The organism is Butyrivibrio sp. AE3004 (assembly GCF_000703165.1).
Lineage (GTDB): Bacteria > Bacillota > Clostridia > Lachnospirales > Lachnospiraceae > Butyrivibrio.
The window spans coordinates 145,159-169,768 of sequence record NZ_JNLQ01000002.1; the positions used below are offsets into that span (position 1 = coordinate 145,159).

Here is a 24,610-nt window from a genome sequence, read left to right on the forward strand (position 1 = left end):
ATGGCTATGGCTAAGAAAACACAGTATGACAATATAAAAGAGGATGTAGTAGCTATCAAGGAAAAATTAGCAAATAAAGAGCTATTATCAGAGAATGATTGTGTCAATTTAACCCACCAAATAGAAAAACTTCCTGATGTTGAGGAAAGGATTGATATAAAAGATGGTGGTGTTCTTAATGTTGAGGCTTTTTTGGCAGAGTTTAACAGATTGGCAGAAAATTCAAAGAGCAAGCTTGAAAGTATGCTTGCCTTGATTTCCGAAGGAAAAGTTCCAAGTACAATAGAACGCCAGGAGTTTGATGAAATAATCGATCGCTTGTGCGAAAAATATGAGACTGTATGTGAATTTGCCGAGAAAGAACTGGATGATGAAGAATTACCTGATAGTAACAGTTCTTTTTATGACTATTGTGAAGCACTAAAGAATAGTAAATCTGCAGTTCTAAAGAGTCAGCTCAATGATGTAAAAAAACAATTGAAGAGATATATTTCTGTTCAGTCACTTGTATCTAAGCTTGCTCTGGCTTTGGAGCCATTTCAGAAAGATGCAGAAGCATTACTGGAAAGGATCAATTCTGGAGAAGTTAATTCTGTTGATGAGATAAGCGAAGAAATAGCTGGTCCACAGCTGTTCATGAAAGCTTTGGAGTATGAGGATTTAAATACTGACGAGGGAACTGATATTCTCGATTCACTTGAGGAGCATTATAGCTATCCATCAAGGATTACCCGTGGATTATCAGGAAAGAGTTATTTTATACCGGATAATGTCGATGATAATGAAGATGAGCAGAGTGATGAGCAAGATTTAGCAAAGGAAGTGAAGGATACATCTGCTATTCAACAAGCCTCTGAAGACTCTGGAAAAGATGATTCAATAGATGTTGCTACAGTCGAATCAACTGAGATTGATGAAGTGGTTAGTGAAGAGATAGAGCACAAGAAAGATGACATCGCAGAAGAACAAAAGGTAGAATCTGCGTTTACTTTGGCTGCGAAAAATGAAGGAATAGCGCTTGAAGAAAAAGATTTCGGATTATTGTCTTGTGATAAGAGCGATGCTGAATCGAAGAAATTATCAGCAAGTGTATTTACTGGTGATTTAAGAAAGGGTAATGTCAAAGCCCTTAAGAGCATCATTCAGATGGTTGATAAATTTCCATATATATCTACTGAATTAATGGAAAAGAGATTTAATATTCCTGAGAATATTGCTGAGGCGAGCATGGAGTTCCTTTTACGTAAGGGCTATTTGCGAAAATATAAACTCAATCCGGTTGGTGACTTTTACTGTTCAACAATGCGATTAGAAAAGGCTCTTACTTACAAAGAAGCTAGCAAATTTGTCGAAATCAGGCAGCATCGTGTAGAGGAGTTTGGAGAGCCAATTGAAGATCGAGCATCGAGTGCAGCTGCAAGAGTCGCGATGTTAAAACTGTATATGCATGATAATGACGGGTACTATGAGAATGATATCAAATCATTTTCGGCTCAAAACAGGGTATTCACTGAATCATTCGCCTATATGTCATATGATGCTAATTTAAAGGCAAAATGCAATATTATTGTTGGAGCATTCTGGACTGAATATAGTGAATGTGATTTGGTTTTGGAAGCAATAAAAGAATTTGCCGGCCAAGGAATGGAAGTGTCTCGAATAATATTTGCTGCAGCGAATGTAGAAAAAGGCCGTTCAATTGCGAAGATTGTATCAGATCAGCATATAAATGGACTAGATGATTCTGCTGTATATATTTATGGAGCAGATGAGGACGTCTTTAAAATTTTCTCTACAAATGAGGAAATAAGTGCTGAGAAATTATGGAATATTGTAAAGAATCAAGAGGAAGAGAATGATTCAGACGATTTAACAGAAGAGTCAGATGTTGAAAAACATGATACTGCACCTGAGGAAGTGATTAGTGCAGACGATGAAGTAAAGAAGCCTTCTGAAATAAAATCCGAAGTATTATCTGTTGAAAATGATGATAGTAAGGATTCAGACAATGCAGAGAAGATAGTTTATAGATTCATATTGAACAGAAAGTATTACTGCACAACAGCCTATGCAAAGTCAATTGCTAATAAGAATTCTAAATATAACTATTTATATGAATTACTGGCATTTGCTTTTAATGACCCTATGAGACATTGCGTTTATTCTGCAAATACTGTCTTTGACATGGTTCCGGATGTCCATAACTATTTCTCCGAGTCTCTTATGACTGCTATCGGAATGAGGACATTTTTCTCTAACCAGGTTCGCTACGACTATAATATCAAAGGGGTTTATGATGCAATCAAGGCATATGAAGTAATAGATGAATACCCTGCTCTGAGTAGTGTCTTATATAAATTGGTTGAGTTTAAAGATGAACAGAACAGAGGAATGGACTATTATGCAGACTATCATGCCAAGAGTATTGCACAGCTTGATGGTGAGATTAAGAAAGTTCAGCAAGATGCGAAATTGTTCTATGAGAGCACAATCATAGCCAAAAAGTCAGAGAAGGCAAGTCAGAGACGTTTCCTTGAGACAAAGAAACTTTTGTTGGATAAAGGAAGTGAGATTGGTCAAAACATTAAGATAGTGGTGGATAATGATAAGGAATTGCAGCCACTTGTTGTTGAATTCCTTCAAGAAAAGTTCATCAAAGAGGGAAATACACTATCTGAAAACAATATTGATGCAGACTTATTGTGGGATTTTATAATGGAATATTGGGATAAGGCTGGTGATAAGATGATGTATCGAATCAGAGCTGATCTCATGAGCCATTTGAGAAGCAATATTGTTAATGTAACAACAAAGGCACTCGAGATAATGATACGCTGGTGCAATCTCGTTGAAATGTCAAATGATCAGACTGAGGATAGTAGTTCTATAGCATACAAGAAAATCAGAAAGCCTCTTCTGGCAGACATTGAAGATGCAATGAATGCTATCACTAAGGATATTGAGAGCAAATCCTTTGAAGAGGATAAGCTTGCAGGTCTTGAAGCAATAAGATCATCGTTAGATGAATTGTCACGCTGCATAAATGGGACATATGAGGAATATGAACATAGATTTTTCTATGCACCTTTTTTGATGACGGATCATATTCTTCTGGATGACAATTTCTGCCCGGATTTGGATACTAGGTTATCAGATATTAAAGAGCTGCAACCAGAGTATCGTATTTTGGAGTTTGCGAAAGCCAAGCCAGTTGAACCAGTTAATCGACTAAAGGAGATTTTGGAAGATGGTGGAGATGACTATGGTAGCGCTAGGCTGATAATTCAGTATCTTAGAGAAACTGCGCCGGATCTCATAGTTGATGGATTTAATCAGAATATAAATGATGGCGAAGAGTATGTGAAAGAAACTGCTGATTTAAGGAAAACGCAGTTCATTGGAGATCTTGAGTTGGCATATGTTTCTGGCCAGATTGATAATTCCAATTCATCTGAGGACAAAAAAGAGAAGATTCTTCAGATTGTGGATGTATGGTATCAGTGGGCATGTGTAAGTTCGAACTATGGTTTCTTTGCCAAAGTTATGAACGCATATTTAGAAGAAATTAAGAGACAGGCCAAGTCAAGGGAAAAGGATTTGCTTGCACAACTTGAGGCATTCAAAGATACTGTGATTTCTGGATTGTCTACAGAAGAGAAAGAAAAGAAAATCACTAAGATACAGATTGCTATCAATAATCAGAATTACACTGTTGCAGAGGATCTTCTTGCTCGTGCATCACAGGTAGATGATGATTATGAAAATATTATTGAAGAGCATTTCTTAAAGGATTTCCTTGAAGACTATTCTGATTATTATAAGCCTGTAACAGGAAATTCAAGTTTTGCAACACTTGTAAGTTATAGAACGCGTAATAAAGGAGAAAGAGGAGGTCGTCGTCTTGCAGACAACTGGCTTCCGGGAGGAAGTAATCTTGGCAAGGAAAGATTGCTCGGATTGTTATCAGGCTTCGGCTTTAATGTAGATGATAGCTCTGTACAGCAGATGTCTCCGATAGGACGTTTTGAAAACTATAATGTAAAGACTATTGCAGCAAAAGGTGGTAAGAGAGAAAACTATACACATCCCATTGCTGCATTTGGATCAGCGGCATCGAGAGATGGCTTCAGGGTAGTCTGCCTTAATGGTAAGTATGAAGCACAGACGCTTATTGATGTTATGAAGCAGATTGGAAATGCTAAGCATACAATGATCCTTCTAGACTTTGCGCTTGATAAGCCTGAAAGACGAATCTTGGCTAGAAAGAGTAAGTCAGAATTAGGAGATAAGCTTTTTGTTGTAATAGACCGTACAGTAATGATGTACATGGTAAAGAATTACGATGAGACCAAAGCAACCAGAATGCTGATGTCACTAATTGTTCCGTTTGGATACTACCAGCCATATGTTTGGGAGTCTTCAAATGTTATGCCGCCTGAAATATTCATGGGACGAAAACATGAGTTGGAGAGCATCGAGTCTCCTACAGGTGCCAACATAGTTTATGGTGGACGTCAGCTTGGTAAATCTGCTTTGTTGAAAAAGGCAAAATCTGATATTGATCAGGATGAAAACGGAAATAGAGCTGTTCTGATTGATGTTAAATACCTAGACTATAAGGATGCTGCAAAAAAGATAGGCCATGCGCTATATGATGAAGGTGTATTAGAGCAGGACATTGAAACTACAGATTGGGATGAATTATCACGTGCAATTCGTAAAAGATTGCAAAGTGATAAAAACAGGATACCATATCTGCTGCTACTTCTTGATGAGGCAGATGCCTTTATCGAGAGCTGCGAGGCAATCAGCTACAGACCGTTTGATGCTTTAAAAGAAATACAGAGTATAGGTGAAGGCAGGTTTAAATTTGTTATAGCCGGATTAAGGAATATTGTCAGATTTAAGAGAGATGCCGCCCTTGGAAATAATAGTGTTCTTACTCATTTGGAGGCTATGACAGTAAAACCATTCCAGACTAATGAGGCACGAGAACTGATGGAGGTGCCACTCCATTATCTGGGATTAGAATTCCCTAAGGATAATGAATCCCTTATTACACTGATTCTTGCTTCTACCAACTATTTCCCCGGCTTGATTCAGATGTATTGTGCAAAACTGCTTTCCTCAATGAGAAGCAAGGACTATGCAGGATATACAGAAGCTGACACACCTATCTATGAAATCAGTGAGGAACACATAAAGAAGGTTCTTGCAGATCCTGAATTTATGGAGCAGATTAAGGAGAAGTTTGTTATTACGCTTAAGCTGGATGAAGATAACTATTATTACCTGATTGCGCTTCTCATGGCATATATGTATCACAATAGAGAGTGCGTTGACGGATATTCGGTAGAGGATATTAAGAGTGTAGGTAAAGAACTTGAAATCGCCAAGATTGCCAACTTGGATAATAATAAACTAACAGCTTTCATGGAAGAGCTTAAAGAACTGAACGTCCTTAGAGGAACCGACAGTGATCATTATCTCTTTACCAGATATTCATTCTTCCAGATGATGGGAACAAGTTCGGAAGTTGATGACAAACTTGTTGAGTATATGGAGGGATAAGCCATGATGAATATTTGGTGGAACCAAGTTACCAATGCAGTCCAGTATGTTTCTGAAATAAAGAAAAGTTTGCTTGAGGAGAAGAGTGTTCTCCTCAAGTATTCATCAAGTATGCCGTGGCGAGAGTGTTTTGAAGACAGTGTTAAAGAGGCTGTAAAGCTTCAGAACTCTGAAAAAAAGTTTGTAGAAGTCCCTGCTGTTACAAATCCAGGAGAATACCTTCTTAATGAGTTTTGCAAAAAGGAGAAGCGTGCAGAATATAGACCATCAAAGGGATATTCAAAGTTTTTTGCAGAGAGCGAAGATATAGTCCTTCATGACAGATATCTATGGATTGAGATTGACGATGAAGAATGTCTTGAGAAATGGTTGTCATTTGCCTCAGAGTATATTAAGGAACGTGGAAAGAATAGCAATAGGGCTGTTTTCATTTTAGAATGGGCTGAGGAAGGCCAAGTGCCTGTAAAGAAAGGCATTAAAGTATACTCTTTTGATGATTATATCGGTGAGTATGATAGGTTGGCTTTTGCAGTGTTGGCATCTTCCTCAATAAAAGAAGATATTTTTCTAAAGAACTACCTTGTTGAGCTTGCGATAAATACGACCGGAAATGATATTGAGCTTTGTTCTGAGTGTGTAATGGGATATAAGGAGTTTTTAAAGGATCCGCATGCATATATTAAAACTGTATTAGAATCAAAGACAAGGAGCGATGGCTCAGAGTATTCTTATGACATGGCTCAAGATGAGGTAAACCATTTAATATGGTTGGCTCAGATAAAAACAATATATCCGCATTTGGAGGAGTATCGAGAAGAGTTTGTTCAAAGACATGCAAATGCTATCTCTAGGCAACTTCCGATTCAAGCGCCCTATGGAGAAATATATAGCGATCCTAAGGATGTTGAATTGGGAACTTTGATTTATATGGCTGGAAGTGGAAGTTTAGTATTAAATCAGAACGAATATGAAAAGCTAAAGAGGTTTAAGGAAGCAAGAAATAAGCTATCACATTTGGCAACACTGACATTTGAAGAGATAAAACAGTTGTTATGATCGTCACTATATGGCCTAATCTTTCATGTAAGGGAGATTGATTATGAGTGAATTATTTGACAAATCTATACTTCAAAATATGGAAAGAGTCTACGATGTCACAGTCTTTAAGACTACTACACTTACACACGTTATAGATGAGTTTATGTCATTTGAAAATGATCAAACAAAATATGACTTGATGAAATTATCAGTATATGCTTTGTTTTTCAGTCACGATGAAAAATACTATAAGGTGACTCTTTACGTGAGTAGAACTTCTACATATGGAGATGATTATATTACCTTTACAGATATTAAGAATGGGGATTTTTATCAATTAAGGTCTTTTCTTCATAAGATGTATCCAAACAGGGATGAGTTCAGCAGAATGATTGCTTCTAGCACAGATGTTTTCTTTGAAAAGCCGCTGGTTTTTAAAGCTAAAAGTTCTAGTCAGATAGGCAAAGGTTCTACGTGCCGTGGAACAATTCCGTATGGTGAAGGGTACAAATTTGAAGTGGTAGGTATGCATTTGTTTGATACGCTTCCAATTACTTACAATGCAAAGGACAGGGTAATAACAACAAATCTATATGATTTCTCAGATTAAATAGAACGGATGCTAGTTGTACAACGACGACAACGTATAACAACGCGTACACAACGGTACACAACGGACAACGATGGTGCAATGAGGTATAACAAGGTTGCGAAACGAAACTGAAAAGTTACGAATCGTAACCTTTTCTATTGCGTAAATTTTTGTGTCTGAATATAATCAGCGTAATCAGAGTCGACTACTGATAAGGAGCTAAAAACATGGATGAGAAAGATAAGCAGATTTTGAATTTGATCAAAGGCAATGCTCGTATGAGCTATCAGGAATTAGGAGATAAGCTTGAGATATCAAGAGTGGCAGCCAAGAAGAGGGTGAAAAAGCTTGAGGATGAGGGAATCATTCGTCAGTACAACACCTACATTAAGCGCGATGATGAGATCACGATGCTGATTGATATTATCACAACACCTGACGGCTTTGACAGAGTGCTAGAGTATGTGGCAACAAGAACGGTCTATGTGAGACAGATTTTTACCACTATGAAGGAGTATCATATTCACCTTGTTGCTGTATCTGATTCATCCGAGCAAATCAACTACATGGCCAAGATAATCAGAAAGGCTTGCATCAATGATATTGAAGAATATCATGCCCGCACAGTCCGAGAGGTTATTAAGGACGTGTACGGAGGAATTGAATATGAGCGAAAATCAGAGTCAGGCACTTTCACAGATAATTGAGCAGATAACCGGGGATCGCGTACATGAGAAGAAGGGCGGCAAGTTCTTTTTCAAGATATATTTGAATTCTCAGATGAGTGAGACGCCGATTGAGTCACTAGAGTTGGGAGTAAGAGCCTATAACAGTTTGAAAAGAGCTGGTTACAGCACTATTGGAGAACTGGCAGAGGCAATAGCTTCCGGAACAGAGATTAGTAAGATCAGAAACTGTGGCACCAAGAGTTGCAGAGAAATCATGGAGAAGCTCTTTTTATATCAGTATAGTTCACTTCCACAGGAAAAAAGAGCTGGATATGTGAAGGAAGTTGTTGAGTTGAACGCTGTAAGGAAAAAAACATCATAAGGAGGCAGCGCGTATGAATAAAGAACAGAAAACTAGAATCAGATTTGTTGATGATAATAGTTGCTGTACATTTGATGGAATGCCAATGCATCCTCATTATAGATATTACCTTATATGCGCAGGATTCAAGGATTTGGAAGAAGTTGAAGATAAAACCGAAGAAGAATTTATAGAATTAGTAAACAGCGGAAAAAGAAGAGATGGATCTCCGATTACTCCGCACATGAAGAATCTTGGTGCCATAATGGCTAGAAATTTAAAGAAATGTGGACTTGTTTTCAAGGTTTAGCACATTACGTATAGCATAGGTATACGGTATACGTATAGGTCTGAATCAGAACATCTGAGCGCCTATCTAGAGAGGATTATAGGACTTCTTATATGGCAGGATAGTATCATCAGAAGAAAGCAATACGTTTTGTACTGTTTTAGCAAAATAACTCCAAGGATTTCGCTGAAGTAATCATGTATTACATAGGCACTTGGCAGTAAGCTTATAACAGGAAAAAGCACTTTTCGCCTGAAATGGAGGTATCGATTATGAAAAGAATTATAGCTACAATAATGGTGGCATTGTTAGTATTAGGAACAGGAACCATAGAATCCAAGGCATATGACAGATGTGGATACAATGGCTGCAATGCTGAGAACACTTCCAACGGAACAGTTTTTTGTGATACACACGCTGCTCAATATGCAAGAGAAAAGGGATATAAAGCATGTGCAGCAAGTGGATGCTGGGGATATGCAACTAAAGACAGTAGCTATTGCTCAAAGCATACATGTAGTAATAGCAAATGCACAAGTAAGGTAGTAGAGGGAACCAGGTATTGTTCCACTCATGCTGAAAAGACATGCACTACCAAGTCTTCAAATAAGAGTAGTGGGTACACTACTAAAAAATCAACATCATCAAGCAAATCATATACAAGCAAGAGTTCATCAAAAAAGTCAGGAACAAAGAAATCGTATGATCCATACGACGTACATAAATATAAATCAGCACAGGACTTCGCTGATGACAAATACGAAGAGTTCTACGATTATGAAGATGACTACGAAGATGAAGATGAAGCTTATGATGCAGCTGAAGATTATTGGAATGACAATTATTGATGATTGCCGGAAAGGAAGAAAATATGGGTATCTCTTTTAATGAATTTCATCATATGGGAATGGAAAGATATGATGGCGGTGAAGAAAGATGGGACTTTGATCACGACGGAGAAATGAGCATTTTCGAGGAAAACTGCAGAAGAGTTCATGACGATATGATGTATGAAATGATGACAGAAGGAATTGATTCCAAGTCTCGCTACTGGGGCGATGACGAAGATCTTGAAGACGAGTTGGAGTTCATGAGCCCAGAGGAACGTAGGGAAGCCCTTGAAGATGCCGGATATGATACGGATGATTTCGATGATGACTTTGGGGACGATTTCGGAGATGATTTTTAATTTGTAATAACCCATAACGCATAACGAGGAGCGTATCCAAGACCATGGACGCCCCTCGTTTTCTTATGATATGTAGGAGGCTCTCGTTCCTACATGGAGTGGTTCTATTTTACCATGATTGAATTGAAATATTTCTAAACAGCAGATTAAATTATTGAAATTATGAGAACAGAGCAGCGTTAGGAAAATGCACATTTTCTTCAAAAAGCTTTAAGGGAGTTTTAAGGTTCGGATCATATCATGAATACATCAAGAAGAACAAAACACTTCTTGAACCCCACACACTTTTTTCATAACACATAAGGGCTACGCCAAAATGTTCGTAGCCTTCCTCCCTACAATAACCCTGATACATTATGGGGATTTACCATAGATAGACTCTGACGACTCATATAGCGCCAGAGTCCTTTTTTGCATATAATTAGGGGAGTTAAAAGTATATGAAGATGGTATTGATTTCGTTGGGGTATTCCCAGATTGGAGCTACATACAAATAAACGAGTCATCACGTTATATTGCTGGAGAATTTGGAAGCTATGACAGAGTTTACTTCTTTACTGGATTCATAAGCCATAAGGATTATTACAGATATGTGGCGGCTCTGAGGAAAGATAACGTTTCTTTTGGATATATGAATGGTGAGGTAAATATCGAAAAGAATATTGTTCAGATTTACAAGGACATATTAGAGGGATGTTGATAATTTTAACTAGATAGGAGTCGCTATGAAGAAAGTGAGAATCACTGTTAAGAAGATAGCTCGATATGAGGATCTTATGGCTGAGTATGAGAATCCAATAGAACATGCCTGCTCCATGAAACTTGGACAGACTTTTGTCTGCAATGGATGGGAAAGACCGGAAGGTTTCTGTGAAAGCGCCTGGGGGACAGTTTCGCCTTTTGTAATGACTTTAGCCCATGGCGGAGAAAACTTCTATGATGGCTGGATGAAGAATCCTAAGTCCGCGATGATTTCCTGTAATGACGGATTTAGGCCGGTGAGTTTTTTGATTGAAACGATGGATGAGGATAGTGAATAATGGTGAAAAATGTTTTTAGAATGCCAACGCCTGTGAAAATAATAGGGCGGACATCAACAATTACGAATGCATTTGTGAACGGAATCATTCCTGTGATTGAACCAAGTGATGAAGAGATAGACAAGGCGCTTGATGTACTTGGAATGACAAGGGACACTATCTGCTGCGCATATTGTGGTGATACTTATACTGAATGGGATCATTTTCATCCGCTAATTGTTAATAAGAGTCCAACAGGATATATATCTGAAATACATAACTTGGTTCCGGCATGCGGTAAGTGTAATCAGAGTAAGGGCAATAAAGAATGGAGAAAATGGATTAATAGTGATGCATCCCTTTCTCCAAAGACACGCGGAATTAGTAATATAGAAGAGCGGGTAAAGAGGCTTGAGGAGTATGAGAAGAGGTTTATTCCTAAAAAGGTTAATTTTGAAGAACTCGTAGGAAAAGATCTTTGGGAGAAACACTGGAATAACCATAAGAAACTTCTGGAATTGATGGAAGTGTGTCAGGAAACATCGGATACAATTAAAAAGATAATTATCGAATCGATAGAGTGATGGTTTTGTGGAGGACTAAATGCCATTTCAAATTATCAGGAATGATATTACAAAAGTAAAAGCTGACGCCATAGTAAACACTGCTAATCCGGAAGTGGCTGTTGGTGGTGGCGTTGATTCTGCCATATATAAAGCTGCAGGGGAAGAGGAGCTTCTTGCTGAACGAAAAAAGATTGGAAGACTTGAACCTGGTGAAGTAGGTATTACTCCGGCATTTAATCTGAATGCGAAATACATTATCCATGCCAGCGGCCCATGGTGGGAAGGCGGCGATAAAGGTGAGTTCGATGTGCTTAGAAGCTGTTATGAGAAGTCCTTGAATTTAGCCTTGGAGAATGGCTGCAATAGTATTGCTTTTCCACTTATTGCTACCGGAGTATATGGATTTCCTAAGGATAAGGCGCTTCAGATAGCGACATCTGTTATACAGCAGTTCCTTTTTGAACACGAGATGTCTATTATCTTGGTTGTGTTTGATAGAAAAGCTTTCAAATTATCCGGTAAGGTATACTCTGATGTTCAGGGTTATATTGATGAGTACTATGTGAAGCGCAGCTATCATCGAGAATACGGCGACAGAGGAGTAAGGAACGTAAGACTACGTGCAAGATATAATCTTGATGAGATAGGAAGTGTTGATGAATGTGAGACTTGCGCCAACACAGGAGCCTTAGATGAATTTGAAGATGGCGCGCCTGAAATGAAGCTGATGGCTATGGCCAATCCTGAAGGTATGAGCCTGGATGAGCTTTTGGAGTCTCCGTCAGAGAGTTTTCAGGAAAAGTTATTCCAACTGATTGATAAGAGTGGATTGGATGATGTATCGGTTTACAAGAAAGCCAACATAACGAAGAAGGTATTTTCCGATATCAAGACTAAGAAGCATTATAAGCCAAGTAAGAAGACGGCCGTAGCATTTGCTATAGCGCTTGAACTTTCTATGGATGAGACGACAGATCTTTTGCAAAGAGCCGGAATTGCCCTATCACCAAGCAGCAAGTTTGATCTGATAGTCGGATACTATATTAGCCATGGAATATATGACATGATGGAGATAAACCTGACACTGTTTAAGAACAAACAAGAGTGTTTGGGAGCCCTACAATAAAGGATTTTTTAGGAGAAGTGAAAAGTCACCTGCCAAGTGACCACTTCTCCTTTTCGTTTTTCTATACTTATCTCATAACAAGAGAGCAAATAGCGCAAGCGGATAGGAGGCAGATATGTACGGAGCGATTCTTGGAGATATGGTTGGAGCACCTTATGAATTTGACAGAGGTAATAAGAGTAAGGATTTCGAGATGTGGAACAGAAGAGTTCGTTTCACGGACGATACTGTTATGACAATAGCTGTTGCAGATGCAATCTTGACAGCAGGTAAAGATTCCGGAGAAAAAGAGATCAAGGAAGAGCTGGTTAAGAGGATGCAGGCTTGGGGAAGAAAGTATCCCAATTCCGGTTATGGCGGAAGATTTGTTCACTGGCTCGGAAGCAGAAAACCAAAGCCATATGGAAGCTATGGTAATGGCTCTGCAATGAGAGTTTCATCAGTGGGATGGTTGTACGATACCATAGAAAAGACAAGAGAAGTTGCCAGATGGACAGCTGAGGTTACGCACAACCATCCTGAAGGAATCAAAGGAGCTGAGGCAACAGCGGTAGCGATATTCATGGCAAGGACCGGAGCGACTAAGGATGAGATAAAAGAGTATATCGTAAAAGAGTTTGGTTATGATCTTAGCAGGACCTGCGATGAAATCAGACCTGGATATTATCATAATGAATCATGCCAGAAGACAGTACCGGAGGCAATAACCGCTTTTCTTGAAGGTCAGGACTTTGAGGATGTTATAAGAACAGCGGTTTCTCTTGGCGGAGACTGTGATACTCTCACTTGCATTGCCGGTGGAATGGCAGAGGCATTTTATGGTATCCCTGTAAAGATGATGGTGGAGACCTGTGACAGACTTGGTGATGACATGATTGATGTTGTACAGGCTTTTAATGAACTTCGAAATGGCGGAGCATCTGATGATCAGAATCTTGAGGGTAATTTTATTATCTTTTCCGCAATTCAGAGTTTCCGTGCGGATACTACACACGAGAATCTGGCAAACGTGGTTCAGGCTTTTTGCCAGAGAATCAAGGAAGATGGAAGGTTTATAGTTCCTGTGATAGCACCACAGGCTTTGACAGAAAAGCTGGACTTGAATCATTTGGCTGTTGGAGATGAGTTCAGTACCGACGAGGATCTGTCCTTTAAGTTCCAGCATATTGAAGACAATGAAGGAGCTGTTTGGGCAGTGGCATTCACATCTCGTGAAGAATACAAGAAGGGAGCAGGCTCAGATACATTAGTTATGGATATAGAGCAGTTGCTTGAAGGATTTGCAGGGGATATATCTGAAGCAGGAATCATGATAAATCCTTGGAGTGAGAATTTTTTACTGAGAAAAGACCTTATTAAGGCAATTGTAGAGATGTCAAAGGAGGAAAAGTAATTATGGCAAACGAGAGAATGATAAAGATAACTGGCAAGGGAAATCTTAAGATAAGACCTGATATGACAAGAATTACAATAACTCTGGAGGGACAGAATAAGGAATACGATAAGACTCTTGAGCAGTCTTCAAATGATACTGAAGCTCTGAAGGATATCCTAGAGAAACAGGGCTTTAATAGAACTGATGTTAAGACTGTTCTGTTCAATGTAGATACCAGATATGAGAGCTATCAGACCAAAGATAAGAGCTGGAGAGAGCGCTTTGTGGGCTATGAGTTCAAACATGTAGTTAAGGTGGAATTTGATTCAGACAATACAAGGCTCGGCAAAATACTTTACGCCCTGGCTAACGCAAAAGAAATACATCCTGATTTCAGACTCAGCTACACGGTAAAAGATCCGGAAGCATCCAAGAATGAGTTGTTGGGTAAGGCTGTAGCAGATGCCAAGGCTAAGGCCGAAGTTCTTACTATGGCTGCAGGTGTGAGCTTAAAGGATATCAAGAATATTGACTATTCTTGGGGTGAGATTCAATTTGAATATGCACCAATGCGCAGGGATATGATTTGCAATGCGGTAATGACAGAGGGAAGCAGCTCTTTTGATATGGACATCGAACCGGATGATATCGATGTTTCTGATACCGTTACTGTAGTATGGGAGATTGGGTGAGAGAAAACAAGGTAAGCTAAATATTTTTTTATTTTGCTATTGCTTGGGAATAATTCCCAAGTTTATAGTGTAAGAGGAGGGACAGATATGATTGATAAAACATCTTCTGAAATACAAGAAATATTTGGCTTAGATAGGGATGACGTGAGACGCCTAGAAAAGGATGGCGTGCTAAAACCAGAAAAGAACGGGCAGGGAAAAGTTTCCAAGTTCGGAGAAGAAGATATGAATCGGCTGCTTGATATAAAGATTTATCTGTTAGCGGGTTATAGAATATCTGACATGAAAAAGATCATAACAGAAGAATATGATTCGGATGAAGGGATTGCAGAGCAAATTCATATCTATAAAAAAAGAATACAGATGCTTGAATTCATAAGGGTTATGCGTTCTGACATAAAAGAGTTAAGTTCACTTAGCCAGAAACAATTGGTTGCCACAGGAGTGGTATCGGCCGAGAAGACGAACCTCCCAAAGTTCGGGAGTAAAGAGTACTTTGACGCATTTTGGGATTATATAAAGCTTGTGTTTATTGTGGACTTTTTAAGTCAGAAAGAAAGTTTTAAAACTGATAATGAAATCATCCTAAAACGTGCATTTGCGGCGTATGACATAGTCAAGAAGATATTGGGGATGTCTGGTACAGAGATTGATGATGACGAATTAGTCAGTGCATTTACAGAAATGGCAAGTACACCTGTAGAAAGTGATGATGAAATCAAAGATTTCCTAAAGGAACTAGTGGAAGAGTATTTGAGTAACAAAAGCAAGATAATGGAAGACTTGATACATGAAAATATAGATCCTATTACTGATGAACTTGATCAGCGAGCAGGTGATGTCTATAGAGATATGATGTACCATTTTTTCCAATTTACTTTGGATTATTTTGTAGATGAAGAAGAACTGTATTGTATTTACATTAACTTCAGAAAATTTGTTAATGGATTAGATCAAGAAGCGTTATCAAAAGGTATTGTTAGATTAGGAGAGAAATAATGGGAAAAAACTGGGATTATTCAAAGATGGCACATAATGCAAAAATGAATGGAGGACCGGAAAAATATTTAGAGTTGATCCGCGATAATAGTAGGCGAGCAGGAAAACTTGAAGGCAAGGTTGAAGGAAGAGCTGAGGTGTTGATCGCTGAAGGGATTACATTTGGACTTGGTCTTTTAGGTTATGCAGGATATAAAGCTTTTACAACAATAAAAGATAAGCGTGAGCGCAAAGAACTGCAAGACCAGGAAGTTGAAGTTAAACAGGCAGAGGCTGAGTTGATTGAGGGTATCCATAGAGCGATAGATGAAACAGAATCACCTGATGAAGAAGAACCTGAAATAAACGAGGAGGAAAAACATATATGAGCGAGGAAAAAGAGAAAAAGCCTTTTAAAGAAAGGGCTAAGGAGAAAATAAAAAAATATGCACCTTGGGTAGTAGGAGCCGGTGCCATAGTAGGAGGCATATGGTGGGCATTGTCTTCTGCTGATAGAGAAGATTGTACAGTGGAGAATGCTGCTGGCGAGTTGATGTCATCTGATTTGATATGCATCCAACAATTTGAGGAATCTGATAGTGAGGTCCATGAAAAAGCCGAGAGAGCAGCGCATGATGTTTCTGAACATGTTCGTAACTTGCCACCTGGATGGAATGCTTCCCAAGAAAAGACCGAGACCGCAGCGGATCATGGTTATACCCTTGGGCCAGGGCAAACTTGGGTTGAGTCATATACTACTGGTAATAAATCTGCTTGAAGAGGGGAGACAATAATGAGTTTGGCCGCAAAGAGGTTATTAACTTTAATTATGGCGACAGCAGTTTTTTCGATGATATATTTTTCACCAATGTCTTCTGCTGTTTTTATTGTTATTTTGATCGGAATATTAGGTGAAACATAAATTTGTTATTTTAGAAAAAGGAGACCAGCTATATGAAATTCGATTACGTAAATAAGAATTGGATGAGAAAAGCTTCCGAGGACGAGTTGAGATCTACGGCTCGTGAGATGGAAAAAGAAATGGATAGGCTTAATTGGGATAATTCTCCTGAATTTGACAGGATATACTGGTTACATATAGAGCTTGTTCAGACTATAGATAGTAGATTTCCAATTAATCTTCCTCACAGAGAACATGGTTGGAATTTGGCGAAAGATTGATTGCATGATGCATGGAAGCGTACTATTATGGATGCGTCGAAGATTAAGTGATTGGGGCATGGAAATATATTTTCATTTGCCCTGATTGTTATGTATTTAGTGATGAAATGGAGATGTTATAAGAATGGCACCATATATAATTGTGCTATGCATACTGCTCATCGCGGTTGCAGTGGCTTTTATGATTATCAAAGTGGTTAAGATAAAGCATAGTAATAATTTGGAATTGGGCTTTAGTTTGAACAGTAAGAAAAATTCTCTTTCAGTAAAGCCCGTTGATGAGTTAGCTATAAGATTTGAAGATTTTTCTGAATTAACTGAACAAGAGGAAGCTGCATTAGTTGAAGTGACGGACAGTAAATTATTAGCAAGGATAGATAATGCTGTACCAGGAACATTACAAGCTGTTGCCAATACTGGAGCAGTAAAGACATATCAAGATGCAGCAAAAGCAACAGGTCAATTATATCAGGCTATAATTCCGCGTGGAGCAGTGTTGGATAAATCACGAGCAATGGAAGGTGCATATAGAGCATCTTATAGAGAAGTTGCAAATAGCATCAAAGGAAATGCCAATTTGGTTGCGGTGGATAACAAAGCAGCAAATAATCTTGCGGCTGTAGGTGCAGCAAATGCAGTAATGAACGTTGCATCTATGGTGGTAGGCCAGTACTACATGTCTCAGATAAATGAGCAGCTTGATGGTATAAATGCAGGAATAGAAAAGATTGTGGATTTCCAACAGAATGAATTTAAGAGCAAAGTTTGTGCGCTGGTTGCTGAAGTTCAGGCTAGTTCAACATTTCAGGTAGAGACGATGGAAAATGATGAGTTACGAAATCGGGAACTCATACATATGAAATCATTAGAGCATGAATGCGCACAGCTTTTAGGACAAGCAAATCTATCTCTTCAGGAAATAACAGAGAAGAAAGGGCTGGATTTTGATACTTATGAGAAGAAGATTGTGGAAGCAGAAAATTGGTTTAAGTATCAGCAGATTTTATTGGAATTGATGTCTAAGATTTCGGATTTGACCTATACATTGAATCTAGGAGCTATATCAAGAGAAAATAGTTTCGCATTATATTTGCCATATGCAAAGCAGTCTGAGGGAACACTTGCGAAACTCAATGAGTGGCATGATGAGCATGTTAATCGTTTGGAGATAAGTGTTGAAGAGAGTCGTAGAAAGCGACAGGGTGTCGAAGGCTTCTTTATGGGAGCGTTGGGATTGTTTAACGATGATTTTAACTATAAAAAGATATCGAAAGGTACAATCGCAAGAATCGAGCATCAGGCAGATAGCTGTTCTACTTTTAAAATAGCTGAGGATGAAGATTTGTATCAAGAAGATGTAAGATTGATTGCAAGGGAAGGAAAGTTGTTTTATTTGCCAAATCGAATAAGTGCTGATGCATGAAATGATAGTAATAGTTTACTTATATTAAGGAGGTGTTACATATGGGATTATTTGGAAAAAAGCAAAAGGACAATGACAGAGAGGAATTAAAGGGCAAGATTGAAAAACTGATGAACCAGTATGATAAAGAGGAAATTGATGGAGATACTTACTTCAAAAAAATGATGAATTTATCATCTGATTATCAAAAGAAGAAAAAGAAATAATAATATGTATTGAAAGTAGCACCAGCGCCTTCTGGATTCCCAGCAGGCGCTATTTTTCTGCCTCCAAACAACCTAAAAAATCAGCCTTGATATACTCTGCTATTTGGACTTCCTTGGACAACAAAGTGCCTATTTGTGCGCCTTTGGACAGGGGATTTTATGGGACAGCCTATATGTTCTAATGGTATCAGCAGAAACAGGCCCTGCATTTACATAACGTATGTTGCCCATGGAAGGAGGTTTTTTATGAGGCAGATTGATCCGTACAAAAGGATTTGTTTTATGTGTGAGCAGGCTGAGCTGGACCCAAAAGAGGTGTGCCTGCTGTCGAAGACTCTTTTTACCCTTTATCAGGATTCCAAGATTGCAGGTAATCCCTGGAAAAGTCCTATAAGTAAAGAGAAAGAGGACAAGCAGAAGAGAAGGATGAGAAGAGAGTTTTTGGATATTGCAAGGCATCAGATCAAGGACTCTTTTGAGGAACAGAAGGCTTTTGTCTGGGATGCTCTGGCGTGTCCCTGGATTGATGAGAAGATCACCATGATCATGAACAAAATGGAGCAGTTCCCTCCGGATGGAGCTTTGTATAAGAAGATACTGGAAGCAAGTTATTTGTCAGAATACAAGACAGAGGTTCAGCTTTTTAATGAGTGTAATCTCAGAAAGACAGCCTTTTACAAGAAGCGTGAGGCAGCGCTTACTCTGTTTGGGATATTGATCTGGAATTATGCTGAGAGCAGGGAACAGGAGGACCGTGATAACGGTATTATTGATTAAAAGTATTGCGCGGACATGATGCGAACAAACTGCGAACAATGTAAGAACAATGCAAGGGCTTTCTGCGAAAAGAGCACGGATAAAGAAAGAACTAAAAAGGGACGTTAAGACAGGATTTATGTGGTAAAATCGTTGTTGTTCTAACGGGGACAACATTTTGGAAACAGCCAATTCCTGCAGAGGGAGCAGATGATTGGTAAATGTGTACAAAAAATAGGACAGAACAACTGTTCGATTTCTACTTGTGACTTATTATTCAGACTACTATAATTAGAGTATAGCAACCGCGGAGCTATAAAAGAGATCAGCTAACGGTTTTCTTTCCCTAATCCGTTAATTGTAACTATCAACAATTGGTTTTGTTCGCTTGGGGGTGAAGAGTTTGAAAAGAGCGAAGTTATCCATGGAGGGAGAACGCTGGGTTAACTGCCCGGTTTGTGGTAATAAGATCATGAAGGCCAGACGTGCCGATGTAGATGAGATATGTGAAGAGTGCGGCAACCTGATAACGATATGTGTGACCAAGAGTTTTGTTACTACTATAGTTAATGATGAAGAGAGTGATGAGCAGTCCTTTACAGAGAGGATGCTCAGGTATCAGAAGGAGTTGGCACTACTGACCAACTGATGCGGCTGGAAGCTTCTGGCCAATATACAACTTAATATGTTAATGCGGCAGATGATGGACTAGTGCAGAGCCACCGAGCTAGGAACAGCATCACCTGCCTAAAGATTTGCCAAGAGCTTAAAGAGTCGTGTAACTAACAACACGTAACATCGAAGGAGTCTGCAAAACGGAAGTATACCGAAAGGTTTTTAACCTACGGTTTATTAAAGTTTTGCAGGCTCTTTTTATATGCTCTTGGCGCGGTTGCTTCCGTTTGAAGACTCCGGATCGGAGGAAAAATGGAAGCAAGAAATAACACAAGAGAGATTGGAGAGAGAATCAGAACATTAAGAGTTCAGAAGGGAATGAGTCAGGAGGAACTTGCAAGGCGCCTTAATCTTGGAAGCAGGAGCATGGTTTCAGAATATGAATCCGGTAAAAGATCTCTTTCATCAGTAAATGTGATCGACTATGCATCTTTGTTTGATGTCTCTGCTGACTGGATCCTGTTTGGAGCCGGAGATAAGGAAAAGAGGGAATATGCATCAGAAGTTGATGAGATGCTGCAGGCTTTCTACTCCATTAGAAATCCCAGAGCCCGGAAGATTGCAATTGAGCAGATAAGAGCGCTTTCAATACTATGACAGCTCTTTTACCAGCTCGTCGCAAATATCGAACTAAGTTCGCAGATACCGACGGCTACGGCACTTTCACTGTTTTATCATTAAAGTGTCTTAAGGCAACACTTTGAAAAGGAGGAAAAATGTCAGCGGAAGAAAGTATTGTAAAGATTTATGCAGAGGCGGAGGACAAGGAAAGAATCAATATTATCCTCGAGCATTTTGATAATTTTATCATGCTGATAGATCTGTTTGAGGAAGACCTCCGCAACACATTGAAAGAAGAAAAGCTTTATAACAAGAGAGCTGAGAGAGGAGATCCTGGAGTGAGGGTGCAGACTTCAGGTACAGGAGATCCGACAGGAAATGAAGCAACAAATAATGTCCAGCTTGCAAGGGATCTTCAGTCAGGCAATATCGAGCAAGTCATGAGAGGCGCAGATGAAGATATGAAGCACCGGGATGACATAGAGACCCTGAAGATGATGAGAAGTGATTACTCAGACATCATAAAGGCGATTGAGACTTTAAAGCCAAAGCCCAGAGCAGAGCTTAAGGACATTTTGAACGGAGTAAAGGATATCAGCAAGGTAGCAGAAGACAGCAACAGTGGCTACGATGCCACCAAGCACCGTCTTACACGGAGCCGTGGAAAAGTCAGGAAACGAGCGATCTGCCTGATAAGAGCAAGGAGAGGCATAAAGATAAAAACGGAGGAATGAGAAATGCCAAAGAGAATAAGTGCAATAGAAGATGTATCAAAGGCTGTTACGGGAGGCCAGAAGATTTTTGTTTCATACGCGGAAGGTAAAGATCTCTATTCCATGGGACTTCACACCTTCCAGGATCTGGCTAGGGATGCAGGAGCTGTTTACCACATCAAGAGAAGGGTATTGGTCAATACTCTGAAGGTCAATGAATATCTTGAAAATTTTTGTGATTCAAATAGATAACCGTAGGAATCCAATGCTGTCCAATGAAATCCAAATAGCAGCATTTATGCGGGTTTGAGGCGGTTTGCAAGGATAAAAATGGATTGAAACAGAGGAATGTCGCGGATTATAATTAACATATGAACCGATTATTCCTCTTCTTTATTAATAGAAGGAGGACATGATCATGTACAGAAAAGACGCAAAGGGGTACAGACTTAACACCGGCGAGAGCGTAAGAAAGGACGGTAGATATACATATTCCTATACAGACCGTATGGGCAAAAGACACTACATATATCGTAAGTCTTTGGTAGAGCTGAGGGAGGCTGAGAAAAAGCTTCACAGAGATTACGATGACGGACTTGATCCGGTAAAATCCAAGTACATTGAAGTGAACCATATGGTTGAGAATTATCTTTCTACCAAGCACAATCTGAAGATTACTACAAAGGGTACTTACGTTAAGATGTACAACCAGTATATCAAGAATGACTTCGGCAAGCACAGGATCGTGGATGTGAAGTATTCTGATATCAAGAAGTATTATTACGGCCTAATCGTAGAACGTGGCCTCAAGGCAACGACAGTAGATCATGTACATACGATCTTAAGACCCGCCTTCCAGATGGCTGTAAGAGATGGACTTATCAGAACTAACCCTACGGATGATGTTATGGCTGAGATCAAGCGCAGCAGATTCTGGGAGAAGCCGGACAGAAAAGCTCTGACTGTAAAAGAACAGCAGGTTTTCATGGATATCTTCAGGAACAATCCTGAGTTTCATGGTTGGCTCCCACTTATGACAGTTCTGCTCGGAACCGGACTTCGTATAGGTGAAGCATTAGCGCTTTCCTGGACCGACAGCATTGATATGGAGAACCGTATTGTTCATGTGAACCGCAGCTTCAGTGACAGACCTGATGAATTCGGAGAATGCAAGAAGCGTATCCAGACTACCAAGACTGATGCAGGTACAAGAGATATACCCATGGTGCAGGAAGTATTTGATGCTTTCCTTATGGAATACGAGTTCCAGAAGATCCTGGGATTCTGCAATGAAGAGATTGATGGATTCAAGGATTTCATTTTTATCTCCAGCAATCAGAACGTTCTTCTGCCCGGAGCAGTGAATCGCGCAATACACAGCGCAGTAGACTGGTACAATGAACATGAGGTTGCTACAGCAGCTGATGAGGGAAGAGAACCATTTCTTTTGCCTGAAGAGATCACCTGCCACATTCTCCGTCATACCTTCTGTACAAGACTTTGCGAAAACGAGAGTAACATCAAGGTGATCCAGTCTCTTATGGGACACAGGGACATCACCACCACCATGAACATCTATGCTGATGCCACCAAGGAAAAGAAGCAGGAAATCATGGCTCATTTGGAGGGTAAGATCATCATTTGAAAAAGTTCTTGAATGGATTAAAATGGAGTATTATAATATGAGTATAAAACATCACTCATAGAATTTATGAGATGTAATGTAGTGAAATGTGTAGTCAAAATGTCCTCATTGGATGACTACTACATACATTTGGGCTTCATTGGTGAGTGTCCACACAGATCCAATAAAAATGAGGCCTGCCACGCAGTTTACAACACTTTCTGGTACTTCGGTGGACTTGTGTGGTATCTCAAAATTGAGATGAAAGATTTCAAGTGGACGTGTATGGACAGTAATGGTCGTGGATGATAGAGACCACTCTAATTATCCCGACACTCAAGTCACTCGGCAAATAAAAGGCTCCAACCATGCGGGTTTGCGGCATTGGGGTCGTACATTTGCAACGATTTTGCAACACAGGGTTGTGAAAAGGCGAAAAAGTACGATAACAGACAAGATATTACCGTCAATTGAATAATAACAGACACGAGAATACAAAGAGTCACTTTTTAAAGAAATTTAAAAAGCGGCTCTTTTTTTGTTGGTTTCCTCGGAAGGTTCTCTCATCGGTACAAAAACCAAAGAAGGGAGACTGTAGTAATGGATCGTGAGGCTTACAGAGAAAAACTCAAGATGACAAAGCAGAAATCAGCTCGGCTCTTAAGACCGGATTTTGCTGCGGAGTATTTTGGCGTAGAGCGGAAAACACTCATGAAGATCGCCATTAAATGCGGTGCCAGGATTGAAATGGGCAAATCCCTGGTATGGATCGATACAGAGCGGGTTGAGGAATATTTGTTAAGCAAAAGGAATGAACCACAAGTCGAAGGGAGACCAAAAAGATGAGAGAAGGAAGCAGAGCGCGTTACAAGGAACAGCTTAAACTGGCGAAGGAACAGGGAGCACGCCTCCTTAGGGTGAAAGTGGCTGAGGATTACTTTGGACTGGCCAGAACTACTCTGATGAAGTACGCAAATGACTGCGATGCTGTTATCGAAGTTAATAACAACATGGTCTGGATTGACAGAGAGGTGCTTGAGAACTATCTCCTGTCATTCAGAAAAGCCACATCGTTCTGAGGAGGTCGCCAATGAAAGTACATGAGACAAATTATTACAATGACGAGAAGCTTGATGAGATCAGAGAAAATGCAAGGGTGCTGCGGAGAAAGTACCTGAGTTATAAAGAGGCTGAACTGGTTTACAGTCTCACCCACAAAAAGATATTGGAACTTGCTGACCAGTGCGGTGCAATCTACAGGGATGGGAACATAGTCAGGATAAACGTGGAGATTTTTGAACAATATCTCGAGAGATTCCATCTTCCGCCTGGACAGTATGACGCGTATGGAAATATTGAAGCCAAGTATTTGGCACAGAGAGAGGGAAAGTAATGTACGGAACGATTTGGAAGTTCTCAGATCAGATTGATGATGAAGATATTTTATTTGCACAGAGAAGATACATAACCTACAACATGGCCTCTGATTATTATGACATGAGCATCAAGGCGGTTACCAATGCCGCAAGGAAAGCGGGAGCCGTTTACAAACTTCATAAGAGAGTGCTGATAAAAAGAGAGATTTTTGAAGATTATCTTAGAAAACATGGAAAGGATGGTAGGAAAAGATGGGCAAGGTAATAGCAATCGCAAATCAGAAAGGCGGAGTGGGTAAAACCACAACAGCAGTGAATCTGGGGGCTGGATTGGCAGCCCAGGGTCAAAAGGTTCTCCTGGTAGACCTGGATCCGCAGGCATCGATGTCAATATGCATGGGTTGTATGGAACCGGATAATCTCGATGAGACTGTAGTTGATGTTATCGAGAAGCTTGTAAATGAGGAAGAGATTCCCGAGAATTTTGCAATTATCCATCACAGCGACAATATTGATGTACTTCCTTCTAACATAGGACTTTCCACGGCGGAGGTAGCACTTGTAAATGTCATGAGCAGGGAGCTGGTGCTCAGGGATTATATTGATTGCCAGAAATCAGGCGGTTTATGA

Annotated in this window: 31 protein-coding genes; all 31 read left to right on the top strand. The window is 39.6% G+C overall.

Annotation, left to right across the window (positions count from 1 at the left end):
- Positions 1–6: 6 nt before the first annotated feature.
- Positions 7–5,571 carry a hypothetical protein gene (locus BV60_RS21610; protein WP_156035931.1) on the top strand — a complete coding sequence of 1,855 codons (5,565 nt, stop codon included), beginning with the start codon at positions 7–9 and terminating at the stop codon, positions 5,569–5,571.
- Between the two features lie 3 nt (positions 5,572–5,574).
- On the top strand, positions 5,575–6,627 hold the full coding sequence (locus BV60_RS0102995) for a hypothetical protein (RefSeq protein ID WP_029319397.1): 1,053 nt from the start codon (positions 5,575–5,577) through the stop codon (positions 6,625–6,627).
- 43 nt (positions 6,628–6,670) lie between these two features.
- Complete coding sequence (locus tag BV60_RS0103000; protein WP_029319398.1) at positions 6,671–7,219, top strand: hypothetical protein; 549 nt, start codon at positions 6,671–6,673, stop codon at positions 7,217–7,219.
- A gap of 209 nt (positions 7,220–7,428) precedes the next feature.
- On the top strand, positions 7,429–7,908 hold the full coding sequence (locus tag BV60_RS0103005) for an Lrp/AsnC family transcriptional regulator (RefSeq protein WP_051656481.1): 480 nt from the start codon (positions 7,429–7,431) through the stop codon (positions 7,906–7,908).
- The gene (locus tag BV60_RS0103010; RefSeq protein ID WP_029319401.1) at positions 7,868–8,251 is read left to right on the top strand and encodes a DNA-directed RNA polymerase subunit alpha C-terminal domain-containing protein; all 384 of its coding nucleotides are present in this window, start codon (positions 7,868–7,870) and stop codon (positions 8,249–8,251) included. Before BV60_RS0103005 ends, BV60_RS0103010 begins: the two co-directional genes overlap by 41 nt.
- Positions 8,252–8,264: 13 nt before the next feature.
- Positions 8,265–8,540, top strand: coding sequence for a hypothetical protein (locus BV60_RS0103015; RefSeq protein WP_029319402.1), 276 nt, complete (start codon positions 8,265–8,267; stop codon positions 8,538–8,540).
- A gap of 251 nt (positions 8,541–8,791) precedes the next feature.
- Positions 8,792–9,367 carry a hypothetical protein gene (locus BV60_RS0103020; protein ID WP_029319404.1) on the top strand — a complete coding sequence of 192 codons (576 nt, stop codon included), beginning with the start codon at positions 8,792–8,794 and terminating at the stop codon, positions 9,365–9,367.
- 23 nt (positions 9,368–9,390) lie between these two features.
- The gene (locus BV60_RS0103025) at positions 9,391–9,708 is read left to right on the top strand and encodes a hypothetical protein (RefSeq protein ID WP_156035933.1); all 318 of its coding nucleotides are present in this window, start codon (positions 9,391–9,393) and stop codon (positions 9,706–9,708) included.
- A 725-nt stretch (positions 9,709–10,433) separates the two neighbouring features.
- Positions 10,434–10,748: a TIGR04076 family protein gene (locus BV60_RS0103030; RefSeq protein ID WP_029319408.1), complete on the top strand. Its 315-nt coding sequence runs from the start codon at positions 10,434–10,436 to the stop codon at positions 10,746–10,748.
- The gene (locus BV60_RS0103035) at positions 10,748–11,311 is read left to right on the top strand and encodes an HNH endonuclease (RefSeq protein WP_029319410.1); all 564 of its coding nucleotides are present in this window, start codon (positions 10,748–10,750) and stop codon (positions 11,309–11,311) included. Before BV60_RS0103030 ends, BV60_RS0103035 begins: the two co-directional genes overlap by 1 nt.
- A gap of 19 nt (positions 11,312–11,330) precedes the next feature.
- Positions 11,331–12,419: a macro domain-containing protein gene (locus tag BV60_RS0103040; RefSeq protein ID WP_029319412.1), complete on the top strand. Its 1,089-nt coding sequence runs from the start codon at positions 11,331–11,333 to the stop codon at positions 12,417–12,419.
- A 115-nt stretch (positions 12,420–12,534) separates the two neighbouring features.
- Entirely contained in the window at positions 12,535–13,812 is a 1,278-nt protein-coding gene (locus BV60_RS23425) for an ADP-ribosylglycohydrolase family protein (RefSeq protein WP_081846560.1), read from the top strand.
- Positions 13,813–13,814: 2 nt separating this feature from the next.
- Positions 13,815–14,486, top strand: coding sequence for an SIMPL domain-containing protein (locus tag BV60_RS0103050; RefSeq protein ID WP_029319415.1), 672 nt, complete (start codon positions 13,815–13,817; stop codon positions 14,484–14,486).
- Between the two features lie 87 nt (positions 14,487–14,573).
- Entirely contained in the window at positions 14,574–15,485 is a 912-nt protein-coding gene (locus tag BV60_RS0103055) for a MerR family transcriptional regulator (protein WP_029319418.1), read from the top strand.
- A complete protein-coding gene (locus BV60_RS0103060) occupies positions 15,485–15,853 on the top strand; it encodes a hypothetical protein (RefSeq protein ID WP_029319420.1) in 369 nt (122 codons plus the stop codon). Before BV60_RS0103055 ends, BV60_RS0103060 begins: the two co-directional genes overlap by 1 nt.
- Positions 15,850–16,242: a hypothetical protein gene (locus BV60_RS0103065; protein WP_029319421.1), complete on the top strand. Its 393-nt coding sequence runs from the start codon at positions 15,850–15,852 to the stop codon at positions 16,240–16,242. The genes BV60_RS0103060 and BV60_RS0103065 overlap by 4 nt, the downstream gene beginning before the upstream one ends.
- A 176-nt stretch (positions 16,243–16,418) precedes the next feature.
- On the top strand, positions 16,419–16,646 hold the full coding sequence (locus BV60_RS0103075; RefSeq protein WP_029319423.1) for a hypothetical protein: 228 nt from the start codon (positions 16,419–16,421) through the stop codon (positions 16,644–16,646).
- 124 nt (positions 16,647–16,770) lie between these two features.
- The gene (locus BV60_RS0103080; RefSeq protein ID WP_029319425.1) at positions 16,771–18,069 is read left to right on the top strand and encodes a hypothetical protein; all 1,299 of its coding nucleotides are present in this window, start codon (positions 16,771–16,773) and stop codon (positions 18,067–18,069) included.
- Positions 18,070–18,110: 41 nt separating this feature from the next.
- Positions 18,111–18,275, top strand: a complete 165-nt coding sequence (locus BV60_RS23430; RefSeq protein WP_197029514.1) for a hypothetical protein — start codon at positions 18,111–18,113, stop codon at positions 18,273–18,275.
- A gap of 246 nt (positions 18,276–18,521) precedes the next feature.
- Positions 18,522–19,052 carry a hypothetical protein gene (locus BV60_RS0103090; RefSeq protein ID WP_029319427.1) on the top strand — a complete coding sequence of 177 codons (531 nt, stop codon included), beginning with the start codon at positions 18,522–18,524 and terminating at the stop codon, positions 19,050–19,052.
- Between the two features lie 382 nt (positions 19,053–19,434).
- Complete coding sequence (locus BV60_RS0103095; RefSeq protein ID WP_029319429.1) at positions 19,435–19,680, top strand: hypothetical protein; 246 nt, start codon at positions 19,435–19,437, stop codon at positions 19,678–19,680.
- 278 nt (positions 19,681–19,958) lie between these two features.
- On the top strand, positions 19,959–20,303 hold the full coding sequence (locus BV60_RS21620) for a helix-turn-helix domain-containing protein (RefSeq protein WP_051656483.1): 345 nt from the start codon (positions 19,959–19,961) through the stop codon (positions 20,301–20,303).
- A 119-nt stretch (positions 20,304–20,422) separates the two neighbouring features.
- Positions 20,423–21,001 (top strand): hypothetical protein, encoded by a 579-nt coding sequence (locus BV60_RS0103105; RefSeq protein WP_029319432.1) that lies wholly within the window; start codon positions 20,423–20,425, stop codon positions 20,999–21,001.
- Between the two features lie 3 nt (positions 21,002–21,004).
- Entirely contained in the window at positions 21,005–21,232 is a 228-nt protein-coding gene (locus BV60_RS0103110; RefSeq protein WP_026653326.1) for a DUF6462 family protein, read from the top strand.
- A 166-nt stretch (positions 21,233–21,398) separates the two neighbouring features.
- Positions 21,399–22,625, top strand: a complete 1,227-nt coding sequence (locus BV60_RS0103115) for a tyrosine-type recombinase/integrase (protein WP_242840933.1) — start codon at positions 21,399–21,401, stop codon at positions 22,623–22,625.
- 81 nt (positions 22,626–22,706) lie between these two features.
- Positions 22,707–22,913: a hypothetical protein gene (locus BV60_RS23000; protein WP_156035937.1), complete on the top strand. Its 207-nt coding sequence runs from the start codon at positions 22,707–22,709 to the stop codon at positions 22,911–22,913.
- Positions 22,914–23,204: 291 nt separating this feature from the next.
- A complete protein-coding gene (locus tag BV60_RS0103120; protein WP_029319436.1) occupies positions 23,205–23,450 on the top strand; it encodes a DUF6462 family protein in 246 nt (81 codons plus the stop codon).
- Entirely contained in the window at positions 23,447–23,683 is a 237-nt protein-coding gene (locus BV60_RS0103125) for a DUF6462 family protein (protein ID WP_029319438.1), read from the top strand. Before BV60_RS0103120 ends, BV60_RS0103125 begins: the two co-directional genes overlap by 4 nt.
- A gap of 11 nt (positions 23,684–23,694) precedes the next feature.
- Positions 23,695–23,997, top strand: coding sequence for a DUF6462 family protein (locus BV60_RS20805; RefSeq protein WP_035777053.1), 303 nt, complete (start codon positions 23,695–23,697; stop codon positions 23,995–23,997).
- Complete coding sequence (locus BV60_RS0103135; RefSeq protein ID WP_029319442.1) at positions 23,997–24,245, top strand: DUF6462 family protein; 249 nt, start codon at positions 23,997–23,999, stop codon at positions 24,243–24,245. The genes BV60_RS20805 and BV60_RS0103135 overlap by 1 nt, the downstream gene beginning before the upstream one ends.
- Positions 24,233–24,610: a ParA family protein gene (locus tag BV60_RS0103140; protein ID WP_051656484.1), complete on the top strand. Its 378-nt coding sequence runs from the start codon at positions 24,233–24,235 to the stop codon at positions 24,608–24,610. The genes BV60_RS0103135 and BV60_RS0103140 overlap by 13 nt, the downstream gene beginning before the upstream one ends.